Source organism: Candidatus Roseilinea sp. NK_OTU-006, assembly GCF_012931985.1.
Taxonomy (GTDB): Bacteria; Chloroflexota; Anaerolineae; order J036; family Brachytrichaceae; genus JAAFGM01.
This window is the reverse complement of sequence record NZ_JAAFGM010000006.1, coordinates 90,505-103,211: the sequence shown is the minus strand read 5'-3', so window position 1 is coordinate 103,211 and position 12,707 is coordinate 90,505. Positions and strand designations below refer to the sequence as shown.

Annotated in this window: 12 protein-coding genes; 1 reads left to right on the top strand and 11 read right to left on the bottom strand. The window is 63.7% G+C overall.

Annotation, left to right across the window (positions count from 1 at the left end; all coding sequences use genetic code 11):
* Nucleotides 1–49 precede the first annotated feature (49 nt).
* On the top strand, nt 50–820 hold the full coding sequence (locus tag GXH28_RS05545; protein WP_169238026.1) for a DUF169 domain-containing protein: 771 nt from the start codon (nt 50–52) through the stop codon (nt 818–820).
* Nucleotides 821–882: 62 nt separating this feature from the next.
* On the opposite strand, the gene GXH28_RS05540 is transcribed toward GXH28_RS05545, so the two are convergent.
* From GXH28_RS05540 to iolB, 11 genes are all read right to left on the bottom strand, one after another.
* On the bottom strand, nt 883–1,563 hold the full coding sequence (locus GXH28_RS05540; protein WP_169238025.1) for a zinc metallopeptidase: 681 nt from the start codon (nt 1,561–1,563) through the stop codon (nt 883–885).
* 109 nt (nt 1,564–1,672) lie between these two features.
* Nucleotides 1,673–2,482 (bottom strand): DeoR/GlpR family DNA-binding transcription regulator, encoded by an 810-nt coding sequence (locus GXH28_RS05535; RefSeq protein ID WP_169238024.1) that lies wholly within the window; start codon nt 2,480–2,482, stop codon nt 1,673–1,675.
* Nucleotides 2,483–2,498: 16 nt separating this feature from the next.
* Nucleotides 2,499–3,506: an inositol 2-dehydrogenase gene (iolG, locus tag GXH28_RS05530; RefSeq protein WP_169238023.1), complete on the bottom strand. Its 1,008-nt coding sequence runs from the start codon at nt 3,504–3,506 to the stop codon at nt 2,499–2,501.
* Nucleotides 3,503–4,519, bottom strand: a complete 1,017-nt coding sequence (iolG, locus tag GXH28_RS05525; protein ID WP_169238022.1) for an inositol 2-dehydrogenase — start codon at nt 4,517–4,519, stop codon at nt 3,503–3,505. The genes iolG (GXH28_RS05530) and iolG (GXH28_RS05525) overlap by 4 nt, the downstream gene beginning before the upstream one ends.
* A gap of 90 nt (nt 4,520–4,609) precedes the next feature.
* Nucleotides 4,610–5,596: a sugar ABC transporter substrate-binding protein gene (locus GXH28_RS05520; RefSeq protein ID WP_240550206.1), complete on the bottom strand. Its 987-nt coding sequence runs from the start codon at nt 5,594–5,596 to the stop codon at nt 4,610–4,612.
* Between the two features lie 102 nt (nt 5,597–5,698).
* A complete protein-coding gene (locus GXH28_RS05515; RefSeq protein WP_169238021.1) occupies nt 5,699–6,715 on the bottom strand; it encodes an ABC transporter permease in 1,017 nt (338 codons plus the stop codon).
* A 1-nt stretch (nt 6,716) separates the two neighbouring features.
* The gene (locus tag GXH28_RS05510; protein ID WP_169238020.1) at nt 6,717–7,526 is read right to left on the bottom strand and encodes an ATP-binding cassette domain-containing protein; all 810 of its coding nucleotides are present in this window, start codon (nt 7,524–7,526) and stop codon (nt 6,717–6,719) included.
* A 52-nt stretch (nt 7,527–7,578) separates the two neighbouring features.
* On the bottom strand, nt 7,579–8,502 hold the full coding sequence (locus GXH28_RS05505) for a TIM barrel protein (RefSeq protein WP_169238019.1): 924 nt from the start codon (nt 8,500–8,502) through the stop codon (nt 7,579–7,581).
* Between the two features lie 49 nt (nt 8,503–8,551).
* A complete protein-coding gene (gene iolD / locus GXH28_RS05500) occupies nt 8,552–10,426 on the bottom strand; it encodes a 3D-(3,5/4)-trihydroxycyclohexane-1,2-dione acylhydrolase (decyclizing) (RefSeq protein ID WP_169238018.1) in 1,875 nt (624 codons plus the stop codon).
* Between the two features lie 136 nt (nt 10,427–10,562).
* The gene (gene iolC / locus GXH28_RS05495; protein WP_240550205.1) at nt 10,563–11,579 is read right to left on the bottom strand and encodes a 5-dehydro-2-deoxygluconokinase; all 1,017 of its coding nucleotides are present in this window, start codon (nt 11,577–11,579) and stop codon (nt 10,563–10,565) included.
* 2 nt (nt 11,580–11,581) lie between these two features.
* Complete coding sequence (iolB, locus tag GXH28_RS05490) at nt 11,582–12,505, bottom strand: 5-deoxy-glucuronate isomerase (protein ID WP_169238017.1); 924 nt, start codon at nt 12,503–12,505, stop codon at nt 11,582–11,584.
* Nucleotides 12,506–12,707: the final 202 nt, after the last annotated feature.

The window sequence follows — 12,707 nt, the reverse complement described above, 5'->3', positions numbered from 1 at the left end:
ACGGGGCAGCCGCAATGATCGCGCTTTTGTTTCTGGACAGACACAGACTATGAACCTGCGCGAATGGCGTTCCCTCTCCGCCGGCCGGCCGGTAGACCGTGCCCGGCTGTATGACATCCTGATGAACCAAGTGCGACTCAAGCGCGAGCCGGTCGCCGTGACGTACTGTGATGCCGCGCCGCCGCCCGGCTACCAGCCCGCGCGCGTGCCCGTGTGCAGCATTCTGCATCACGCCGAGCGGGGCAAGAAGATCTACGTGGATGCGCAGCAGCACGATTGCTACGTCGGCCAGTATCACCTCGGCTTTTTGCCGCACGAGGAGGCCGGCAGCCTGATCTGCGATGGCGAATACCTGACGATGGCCCAAGGCTTCTTCACGCCGGTCGCCGCCAAGCGCAACAAGCAGCAGAGCTACACGCTGCCGGTTGGAGCAATTGCTGCCATCGCCGCTGCGCCGTTGCGCGACCTCGACGCGGACGTGCCGATGGACTTACTGTGCATCATCACCGACGCGCAGCGCGCCATGCAGATCGCCGGCGCGGCCAGCGTGCGCGAAGGGACGTTGCCTCACGGCGAGTTGGGGCCATCATCGTGTTCGTCGCTGTTCGCCGCGCCGTGGCACACGCAGAACACGGTGTTCGCCCTGGGCGAGGGCGGCGGGCGGGGCTTCAATCACGTCGCCAGCGGCGAGCTGTTCGTGGCGCTGCCGGCGCATCATATCGCCTATGTGATCGAGATGTTCGAGAACTTCTGGTTCAAGCCCGATGAGATGCGCCGACTGATGTTCCCCAGCCACGCGGCTGGAAGCGCGCCACGCTAAAAACAGACAGGGCGGATGATTCACATCCGCCCTGTTGCATTCCGGCTTCAACCCCGATCTCCTCAATCGCGCTGGCGACCCATGAGCGTGATGTAGTAGAGCAACGTGGTGAGCGCCTGCGCGGCCGCAGCGACATAGGTCAGCGCAGCGGCATCGAGCACCTGCTTCGCGCCTCGCAACTCCTGATCGGTGAGCAGATAGTTAGTTTGCAGCATGGCCAGCGCCCGGCGGCTTGCATCGAACTCCACCGGCAAGGTGACAATGGCGAACAGCGCAGCCAGGCCAAAGCCGATGACACCGACCCACATCAGCGGCTCGGACGCCAGCATCAGGCCGAGGATGAACAGGATCGGACCGACCCACCCGCCGAGTTGCACGGCGGGCACGATCGCCCCGCGCAGCTTGAGCGGGCCGTAGTTTTCTTTGTCTTGCAGAGCGTGGCCCAACTCGTGAGCGACGACGGCGACAGACGCGATGGAGTTTTGCTGCGAACTCTGCGACAACGCCACCGTCTTGCTGCGTGGATCGTAGTGGTCGGTAAGATGGCCGGGGACGCTCGTCACACCGACGCTCAGCCCATTCCGGTTGATGAGCACCTGGGCCGTCTGAATGCCATTCACGCCGGAGCGGGTCGGCACACGTGCATATTTGGCGAAGGTGCTTTGAACCTTCCACTGCGCCCACATCGCCAACAGCAACGGCGGGACCGCGAACACGAAATAGAGCGGATCGAAGTAGAACACTCGTCAACCTCCTTGGGGTTTTACCCTGATCTTTCTGGAATTATCCTCAACACGTGTCTGATCTAAAAAAATTGTACTAGACCGGCATTTTCAAATCCTTGAGCGAAGCTTAGAGCTGAGTAACCCGGCGTCCCGATTCATCGCTCGAAACGGTAGCGGGCTGCGCCAGCTTGTAGGCAATGCCGCGCTGCTGCAGGCCGGCGATGAAGTCCGCCGGCGCGTGCGCATCGGTAATCAGCAACTTGATGTCTTCCAGCCGGGCGTAATTGGCCAACACCCCGCGCCCGAGTTTGGATGAATCGGTGAGCACGTAGCTTTCATCGGCGGCGCGCATCATGGCCTGCTTCAGTTGTGCATCCAGTGGGTTGGGAGTGCTGTAGCCCTCGTACAGCGTGACGCCCGTGGCGCCCAGAAAGGCTTTGTCCACGTGAAAGCCGGTCAGGGCGCTCACGGCCGTTGGTCCGATGAGCGCCAGGCTATGCCCACGCACGTGCCCACCGGTCAGGATCAGGTCCCAGCCGGCTTGCGCCAACTCCAGCGCGATGGGCACCGAACTCGTGATCACCGTCAGGTGCCGGAAGCGCCCGAGCATCGCTCGGGCCAGCGCCAGCGTGGTGCTGCCGGCGTCAAGGATCAGGGCGTCGCCCTCGCGAATGTATTCGAGCGCAGCATGAGCGATGGCGCGTTTCTCCGCTGCGTGCAGCTCGAGCTTTTCGAGGAAGGAGGGGTTGAAGCGGCTTTTATGCGCCGGCACTGCGCCGCCATGGGTGCGCTGCAACAGGCCGCGCGCCTCAAGCTCGGTCAGGTCTTTGCGGATGGTAACCGCGCTGACGTCGAAACGTCGCGCCAGGTCCTCTACGCGCACGCGCCGCTCGCTTTCGAGCAGCTCGATGATTGCACGGCGACGCTCTTCGGACATGGGGTTGGGTTGGGCGTCAATGCGTCGGTTGAACCTCCGCCACACGTACCGGCCGGCCTTCGCGCCAACTGCGCGTCGCCGCCAGCGCCAGGCGCTGTGTCTCCAGCGCGTCTGCCGGGCCTGGGCTGGGCGGAAGTCCGGCGCGCAGCGCCGCGAGGAACGCTTCTATCTCCAGCCGGTAGGCCGCCGCGAAGCGGTCCGGGAAGTTCTCGAAATGGTCACCCTCGTAGCCAAAACGGCGCGAAAAAGTCATCGGCGTCTTTTGCACCGCTTCAACTACGACCTTGCCGTCCGATCCGGCGACTTCGGTGCGGATGTCGTAGCCCCAGGCCGACCGGCGCGCGGTCTCCACCACGCCCAGGGCGCCGTTGGCGAAGCGCAGCAGCGTGATCGCCGTGTCGGCGTCGCCGGCCTCCTGAAAGCGCTCATCAATCAGCGTCGCGCCCCAGGCGTGCACTTCCTCGACCTCGCCGACGAGGTAGCGCGCCAGGTCGAAGTCGTGCACTGCCATGTCGAGGAAGATACCGCCGCTGCCCTGTAAGAACTTGAGCGGCGGCGGGTAGGTGTCTCGGCCGAGCGCGCGAAAGGTCTCGATGCGTCCCAGCTCGCCGGCCTCGATCTTGCGTTTGGCGGCTTGATAGCCTGGATCGAACCGGCGCATGAATCCGATCTGTAGCGGCACACATTTCGCGTTCACCAGCGCGACGATGCGCTGGGTCTCGTCCAGATCGAGCGCGATCGGTTTCTCGCACCAGATGGCCTTGCCGGCGTTGGCAGCCACTTCGATCAAATGCGCATGGGTTGCCGTGGGCGTGGCGATCAACACGGCATCTACTGCTGGGTCGGTGATTGCACTTTCGATGTCATCGGTGGCCCGTTCGGCGCGGGCGATGGCCTTGCCTTGTTCGGCGGCTTCGCGCCTGGCGTCGGCCACGACCACGACGCGCACGTCCGGTATGGCGCTCAAGTTGCACAGGTGCGTCAGCCCCATCCGGCCGACGCCGATGAATGCAACGCCGATCATGCAATCTCCTTGACTTTCACGGGTCGCCCCTCAATCAGCGAACGCTTGGCGGCCAGCCCGATGACGACGGCGATGCGTCCATCTGAACCGTCCACTGCGGTCGGCTTGTCCTTAACGATCGCCTGCACAAAGGCTTCGATCTCGCGCTGGTAGCTCTCGATATAGCGCTGCATGAAGAAGTTCAGCAGCAAGTCGCGGCGCACGGCGCATGCATCGCTGATGATGACGTTGTTCGGATAATTGTTATCGGCAACGACTGCGCCGCGGCTGCCGAACACCTCGGCGCGCTGGTCGTAGCCATAGACAGCGCGCCGGCTGTTGTGTATTGTGCCCAGCGCGCCGTTGGCGAAGCGCAGCAGCGTCACCGCCGTGTCCACGTCGCCGGCAGCGCCAATCGCAGGGTCCACGCGCACCGCGCCCAGGGCACACACCTCCTCGATCTCACTGCCGATCAGGAAGCGCGCCATGTCGAAATCGTGGATGGCCATGTCCAGGAATAAACCACCGGAGACCTTCACGTATTCGATCGGCGGCGGCGCCGGATCGCGGCTGACGATGTGCAGCGTGTGGGGTTCGCCGATCTCGCCGCTCTCCACGGCGCGGCGAATGCGCTGAAAGTTAGCATCGAAGCGCCGGTTGAAACCGATCTGTAGCTTAACGCCGGCTTTCTCGACGGCGCACAGCGCGCGGTCAATTGCTGCTAGATCGAGCGCAATTGGCTTCTCGCAGAAGATGTGCTTGCCGGCTTGCGCAGCCGCCTCGATCAACACCGCGTGTGTATCGGTGGATGAGCAGATCAGCACGGCATGGATAGACGGATCGTTGATCAGCGCGCTCGGGTCGCACGTTGCGTGGGGGATGCCGTTCTGAGTTGCGCAGGCGCGCACGGCAAATTCGTTCACATCGGCTACGGCAACCAGCGTTGCATCTTTGACACGGCGTGTGATAGTTTCAGCGTGCACCTGGCCGATGCGTCCGGCGCCGATGAGACCGATGCGCAAAGGAGCGGGCATGGTGTGGTTTGTGGCGTCTGCGTCGGGTATCGCATATCGCGCGCAGTATCACGCGACATGCGATACCGACTACCCGATGGGGAATTGCCCCTACTTGTACCGGTCCGCGTTCTCCTTGGTGACGAGTTCGGTGCCGGTGTCAATGTTCTCCGGGATGGATTCGCCCTTGACCAGCTTGAGGGCGTTCTCGACGCCAAGCGCGCCCATGTTGTAGGGGTTCTGGGCGACCGTCGCTTCCATCTCGCCGGCGAGGATGGCCGCCGCAGCATCCGGGTTGGCGTCGAAGCCGACGACGACAACCTTGTCGTTGACGCCGGCGTTCTTAAGCGCCTCGACGGCGCCAAGGGCCATGTTGTCGTTGGAAGCAAAGAGGCCCTGGAGGTCAGGGTTTCTGGTGAGGATGTCCTCCATGACCGAGGTGGCTTTGGCGCGGTCCCACTCGGCGGAGAGTTCGGCGACGATGTTCATGCCGCACTCGGTGAGGCCGGCCTTCGCACCGTCGGCGCGGGCTTTGCCGGTGGACTGGGTGATGATGCCCTGGAGAATGGCGACCTTGCTGCCCTTGGGTAGGTTCTTGCAGAGGTAGTCCACGCCGAGCTTGGCGCCGAGTTCGTTGTTGGTGCCGATGAAGGTCGCGCCGGGAAGATCGCCCTTGGTGTCAATGAAGAGCACCTTGACGCCTTGAGCCTGCGCCTTCTCGAGCACGGGGCGAAGGGCAGCGGGGTCGGTGGGAGCGATGGCGATGGCGCTGACGCCCTTGGCAAGCTGGTCTTCCACCTGGGCGATTTGGGCCTGAACGTCGCTCTCGGCAGGCGGGGCGAGGACGATGACCTCAACGCCGAGTTCCTTGCCCTTCTCGACCGCGCCCTTCTCGACCGCAGCCCAGAATGGATTGCCGCCGCCCGGCCCCTTCATCGAGACCAGGATGCGCACGTCCTTTGCCTCTGGCGCAGCCGGCGCAGCCGGCGCTTGCGCAGCCGGGGGCTGGGCGGGGGGTTGTGCCGGCATAGCGCACGCCGACATCACCATAGCCACAGCGGCCGACAATCCAACGAGCAATTTCGTTTTTCGATACATGTCCTTCCTCCTTCTTGGGATGTGGTTAGTTTTACGTGTCCGGAGCACTCTGCTCCGGTAAACACCGACTTGACAACCTCGCGACCCGATAGACCTGACGGGCTACTCACTCGCGCTGCCAGCGCGACGGCGCAGCACATCCAGGAACACAGCAAAGATGATGACGACGCCGATCAGCACTTGCTGCCAGAACACCTGCACGTTGTTTAGGTTCAGGATGTTGCGCATCAGGCCGATGACGAGCACGCCGGCCAACACACCCAGCACGGAGCCGCGTCCGCCGAAGAAACTCGCCCCGCCGATGATCACAGCAGAGATAGCGTCGAGCTCGGCGCCGATGCCGGCGTTGGGGAAGCCAGAATTGGTGCGGCCGGCGACCAGCAGCCCGGCCAAGCCGGCCATCGCCCCGCACAAGATGTAGACCAGCATGAGCGTGCGATCCACGTTGATGCCGCTCACCCGCGCTGCTTGCGGGTTACCACCGATAGCGTAGATGTGCCGGCCGGTGCGCGTGTATTGTAGGAAGACCAAGAAGCCGACATACAACACGGCGACGATGATGAGGCTGACCGGCAGTTGTACGTTGCCCAGCGCGATGTTGCCGGCGCCCCAGAAGCGCACGACCTCCGGCAGACCGCTCACCGGCACACCGCCCGACACCAAGTTGGCCAGGCCGCGCGCGATGTTAAGCGTGCCCAGCGTGACGATGAAGGGGTGCGGCAGGCGCATCTTGGTCAGCCCAAAGCCGTTGACCAAGCCTACCCCCATGCCGATCAGGATCGGCAACGGCACGAGCAACGCCGGCGGAAAGCCGTCGCGCGCCAGCACTGCCGTCGTCATCATCGCCAGCGCCAGCACCGAGCCGACCGACAGGTCAATGCCGGCGGTTAAGATCACTACGAACATGCCGATGGCCAGGACGGCGTTGGCGGCGTTTTGCCCCGGCAGGTTCGATAGGTTGCGCCAGGTGAGAAAGATGCCCGGCTGTGTGATTGCGCCGATCAAGACCATCAGCAGCACCAGGAACAGGATGCCAAAGCGATCAATGTAGGGGATCAGCCGCACGCGCAGGCTGCGCTCGCGGGTGGAGAGTTGGGCGTCGGATGTCGTCGTGGCCATGTCAATTCAGGTCAAAAATCTTGGCCGCCTGCGCGACCGGCGATTTGTTGCCCATGATCCAGCCGATCACCTCGTTGCGGCTGGTCTCGGCCAGCGGCGCTTCGGCAAAGTTGCGCCCGTGAAACAGCGCCATCACTCGGTCGCAGACGTAGAAGATGTCGTCCAGGCGGTGGCTGATGAGGATCACGCCGATGCCATGGTTCCTCAAATCTTTGATCAGGTCGAGCACTTTGCGCACTTCTTTGATGGCCAGTGCAGCCGTTGGCTCGTCCATGATGACGACCTTGGCATCGAAGGCGGTGGCGCGCGCAATCGCGACTGCCTGGCGTTGGCCACCGGATAGCTCTTCGACGCGCTGCCGGACGCTCTTCACCTCAATCTTGAGCTTCTCCAGATGCTCCTTGGCCAGGCGCATGCTTTCGGCGTTGTCCACCAGCTTGAATGGGCCGAAACGGCGCACGCGCTCACGACCGAGGAAGATGTTTTCATCAATGCGCAGGTTGCCGGCCAGCGCCAGGTCTTGATACACCATCTCGATGCCTCGGTCGCGTGCCTCTTTCGGGCTGGCAAAGTGCGCCGCTTGGCCATCCACATACAACTGGCCTGCGCTGGGTGGATAGAGTCCGGCGAGGATCTTCATGAGCGTGGATTTGCCGGCGCCGTTATCGCCGACCACACCCAGCACCTCTCCGCGATAGAGCTTCAGGTACACGTCCTCCAGAGCCGTCACTGCGCCGAAGTACTTGCAAATGCCGCGCGCTTCGATAACCGGCGTGCGTTCCGCTTCCGATGGACTTGTCGCTTGCGTCATAGCCTCCTCCTGTTCTCAACTCGTGGGCGCCTTGGACGGTCATCCTCGCCCTTTATATGCCTAAGTCTCTCAGGTAAGCGCGATTGCGCCGGGCGCTTTCTTTGGGCGTGCCCATCCCCGGCAATACATCTTGTTCGACGGTCACATAGCCCCGGTAGCCGTGTTGCTTCAGCCACGCAACCACGCGGTCGAACGGCACACATCCGCGTCCTAATTCACAGAACACCCCGCGGCGCACGGCGGCGTGATAGTCCCAGCCCTCGTCGGCGGCGCGTCGGGCCGTATCGGGCGCACAATCTTTGAGATGGACATACGCTATGCGCGCCCCAAATCGCTCCAGCCCTCGCATCACCTCATCGGCGGTAGGGCGTCCGCTGCCCCAGGCATAGTGGCCGGTGTCGAAGACCAGCCCGACGCGCTGCGGATCGGTCAGCGCCAGCAGGCGGGCGATCTCATCGGGCGTCTCGACGAAGCCGGCGCAGTGGTGATGGAAGACGACGCGCAGGCCGGTCGCTTCGGTCACGGCGCGGGCGACCTGGTTCACGCCTTCGGCGAAGATGCGCCATTGGGCTTCGCTCAACGACATCGCCGGCGTGACGCGGCCGGCATGGCGGGCCCGCACCGGATCGCTGGCGTTGTCATCGCTCAGGACGAGGAAGGGAGGATATTCCGGGTTGGCGACGGCCGCCAGCAATTGCGCCGTGCGCAGCGCGCGCGCTGCGCCCTCCGCATGAGCAGCGCGGTCGGCGAAGCGCACCGGCACGAACGCCCCGGTCATCGTCAACCCGCGCCGCTCGAGTTCGTCGCGCAGCGTCGCCGGATCGGTCGGCATGAAGCCCCAATCGCCTAGCTCGACCCCGGTATAGCCGGTCTCAACGACTTCGTCAAGCATCTGGGCGTAGCCAATGCGACCGACCTGTGCACCTTCAAACTCCAGTGTGCCCCAGGAACAGGGGGCGTTGCCGACATGGATCATGGTCAATCGTTCGTCGTTGAACTTTCGATCACCCGCGGTAGGATTCGGTTTAGAACAACCGCTCCTCAGCGCGCTTCCTCTCCCATTCGCGGCGTGCTTCTCGCACCGCGGGCATTTCGCTGACTTCCGCGACCGGTACATCCCACCAGCTCTCGTAGCTCGGCACGCTTTCGTAGCGGTCAACTTGCACGTAGACGACGGTAGTGACCTCGGTATGCTTGGCCGCCTGGTAAGCCTGCACGAACTCATCGTAGGTGTGCGCCTTGAACACGGCGGCGCCCAGGCTACGCGCGTTCTCGGCCAGGTCCACCGGAAGTTCTTCCACATCGTCCTTCAGCTCGTCGCCCGGCAGGTAGCCGTTGACCGGATAGACGTAGCGCGTGCCGAAGCCGCCCTGGCCCAGCGACCGGCTGAGCCCGCCGATGCTCTTGAAGCCCTGGTTGTCCACCAGCACGATGATGAGTTTGTAGCCCTCTTGCACCGAAGTGACGATCTCCTGTGCCATCATCAGGTAACTGCCATCGCCCACCAACACGGTCACTTCGCGTTCGGGCGCGGCCATCTTCACGCCGAGCCCGCCCGCGATCTCGTAGCCCATGGTGCTATAGCCATATTCGAGGTGATAGTGCTTGGGGTGATGCGCGCGCCAGAGTTTGTGCAGGTCGCCCGGCATGCTGCCGGCGGCGTTGACGATCACGCCGTCCGGGTCGCTCAGCGCATTGACCGCGCCGATGATCTCGCCTTGGCTGGGCAGTGGGCTGTGGCGGATGTCGTAGATGCGCTGCACCTCGCGGTCCCATTCGTCGTGCAGTTGGCGCGCGCGCGCCTCGTAGTCCGCCGGTGCGCGCCAGCCGGCCAGCGCCGGCAGCAGCTCTTCCAGCGCCGCGCGCGCATCCCCCGTGACGGCGATGGCCGCGTGCTTGTGGGCGTCAAACTCCGCGATGTTGACGTTGACGAAGGTGACGTTGGGATGCTGGAAGGCGGTCTTGCTGGCCGTGGTGAAGTCGCTGTAGCGTGTGCCGATGCCGATCACCACGTCGGCATCGCGGGCGATGCGGTTGGCGGCAAAAGTCCCGGTCACGCCGATGGCGCCCAAGTTGAGCGGGTGGTCGTAGCGCAAGCTGCCCTTGCCGGCCATCGTCTCAGCAACGGGGATGCCGGTGGCGTCTACGAACCGCCGAAGCGCTTCGGTGGCTTCGGCGTAGATCACGCCGCCGCCGGCGATGATGAGCGGCTGCTTGCTGCGGCGAATGACCTCGGCGGCGCGACGGAGCGCGCCCACGTCAGGGCGCGGCCGGGGCACGTGCCACACGCGCTCGCGGAAGAAGTGTGCCGGATAGTCAAACGCCTCGGCCTGCACATCTTGCGGCAGCGCCAGCGTCACTGCGCCGGTCTCGGCCGGGCTGGTGAGCACGCGCATCGCTTCGGGCAGCGCCGTGAGAATTTGATCGGGTCGGTTGATGCGATCCCAGTAGCGGCTCACCGGCTTAAAGCAGTCGTTGACCGAGACATCCTGAGAGTGTTCGCTCTCCAATTGCTGGAGCACCGGCGCCACATTGCGGCGGGCGAAGATATCGCCGGGCAGCAGCAGCACCGGCAGCCGGTTGATCGTGGCGGCGGCCGCGCCGGTGATCATGTTCGTCGCGCCGGGGCCGATCGAGCTGGTGCAGACGAGCGTCTGCAGCCGGTTCTTCATGCGCGCATAGGCAGCAGCGGTATGCACCATCGCCTGCTCGTTACGGCACAGGTAGTAGCGAAAGTCGCGGTTTTGCTGCAGGGCCTGGGCAATGCCGGCGATGTTGCCGTGGCCAAAGATGCCGAAGCAGCCGGCAAATAACGGCTGGGTGTGGCCGTCGCGCTCGGTATGTTGGGCCTTCAGAAACTTGATGACGGCCTGGGCAGTGGTCAGACGAATTGAACTCATCGCGGCGCTCCTAAAGAAGAGTTGTCGTGAGTGGCACAGACTTCATCCATTCGTCGTAGTTCATCATCAACCTCCTCACTCCCGACTCCCGACCTTCGCCCCCCGACCTCTCGACTCCCGCGAAGGTAACCAGCGCCTATAGCCCTCCCCTGCTATTCGCAAATGCCATGGCCTCCTCCAGCGTCGGCATGAAGTTGGCGCATCCATGCTTGGTGACCAAGATGGCGCCGCAGGCGTTGGCCAGCCGGGCGCTCCTGTGCCAGCCCCAGCCGTGGACGTAGCCATACAGGAAACCGGCGGCGAATGCGTCGCCGGCGCCGAGGATGTTCACTACTTCGACCGGGAAGGCGTCGGCGTCTATCGTTGAGCCGTCGCGCAGGTATACGCGCGACCCCTGTAGCCCGCGTTTGCGCACTACCGCCTGCACGCCCATCGCCATCATCGCGCGAATCGCCGATTCGACATCGCCTCGCACGCGCGCATCGCTCACCTGCGAGTGCATCAACGACATCTGCGCCGGATCGGTGAGCATGGCGGCGTTGAGCTCGTCGTCGGTGGCGATCACGATATCCACCGTGTGCAACGCCGAGCGGATCGCCACGCCGAACGCGCGCGGGTCGTGCCATTGGTCGGGCCGGAAGTCCACGTCGAGCACCACGCGCACACCGCTGCGTCGCGCCAGCTCGGCGGCGAAGAGCGTCGCGCTGCGGCAAGGGTCCTTGTAGAGGTTGGTGCCGGCGAATTGAAAGACCTTTGCAGCCGCGATGGGCGCGGCCAGCACATCATCTATCGTCAGTTCCATGTCGGCGCAGTTGTCGCGGTAATAGACCAACGGGAAGCGATCTGGCGGCTCGATGCCCAGCAGCACGGCGCTGGTGCGATGGCCGGGTTTGCGCGGGATGAACTGCGTCTCCACCCCTTCTCGCTTGAGGAAGTTCAAGATGAAATCGCCCACCAGGTCTTCGCCGACAGCAGTGAGTAGCACGCTGCGCAGCCCCAGCCGGCGCGCGCCCACGCTGACGTTGGTGGGCGAGCCGCCGACGAACGCGGCAAAGCGCGTGATCTCCACGAAGGGCGCGCCGATGTCGGCGCTATACAGGTCAATGGACGAGCGCCCCATGTGGAAGGTGTCGTAGCCGGTCGGCTTCTCCATCGTCAATCACAATTCCCGACTTCTGACTCACCACTCCCGATTCGATACAGCGGCACGCGCGGATCTCGGCTGCGATACGTGGCCTTCACCCACGCATAGCGCGGATCCTCGCTGTTGGCCAGCGATTGTGCGCTGCCGGCCAACACGTTCAAGTAGTACGTTGTGTACCCCGGCGGGCTGGCGACCGGGTGATAGCCCTCCGGCACCAGCACAACGTCATTTTGGCACGCCGTCACCACAGCGTCAATCGGCGCGCCGGCGCGGTGCAGCGGCGATTCAAGATCGGTGTAGATGCGTTGATAGGCATACCCTTCGGGACGATCGAACTTGTAGAAGTACACCTCCTCCAAGTCAGCCTCGACGATGCGGCCCTGCTCATCGGTCTTGTGAACGTCGTGTTTATGGGGCGGGTAGCTGCTCCAATTGCCGCCCGGCGTATAGACCTCGACCATCACCAGCCGGTGGCAGTCGAACCCCGGCGGGATGATGTTGTTGATCTGGCGCGTGGCATTGTCGCCGCCGCGGATTTCAACCGTGATGTCCGCAGGCTGAATCAGCCGGGCCGGGTGATCCTGATCGGTCGGCGCGAAAGCCAGCGCGATTTCAGCATCCTTCTGCGCCGCAACGCTGAACGTCATCCGACGAGGCAGGTAAACCGCGTACGGCAAGCCCCCGAAGACCGATGCGCGTTGGCCGATGTCGCACCAGCGACCGACGTCGGCTTCCAGGCTGATGACCCCACTGAGCACGACCAGCCCCAGCTCGTTTTCTCCAGTCGTGTGGGTGTAGCTTTCGCCCTGCGTCAGACGACGCACCTCGAAGGTGATGAACTCCCAGCCGGCCAGCGCGGGCGTCACGCGCGTGATCAGCCCGGGATCGCCGAATGGCTGTGGGTGAACGACGAGGTTGGTGTGATCGTATCGCACGCGCGTATCCCTCCAGGATCACGCGCCTATTATGCACAGTTTCGATTCAAAATCAAGAGGGGGGCGAAAAATTTTCGATTGCGACTATACAACCTGCTCAGCCGAAACCCCACCGCTCCGAGGACGCCCTCAGTGGGCTCGGAAGTGGTGATACATTCGGTTGAGCGTGCTGGAGTGAGGATGGGTGCAGGCCATGCGCTGT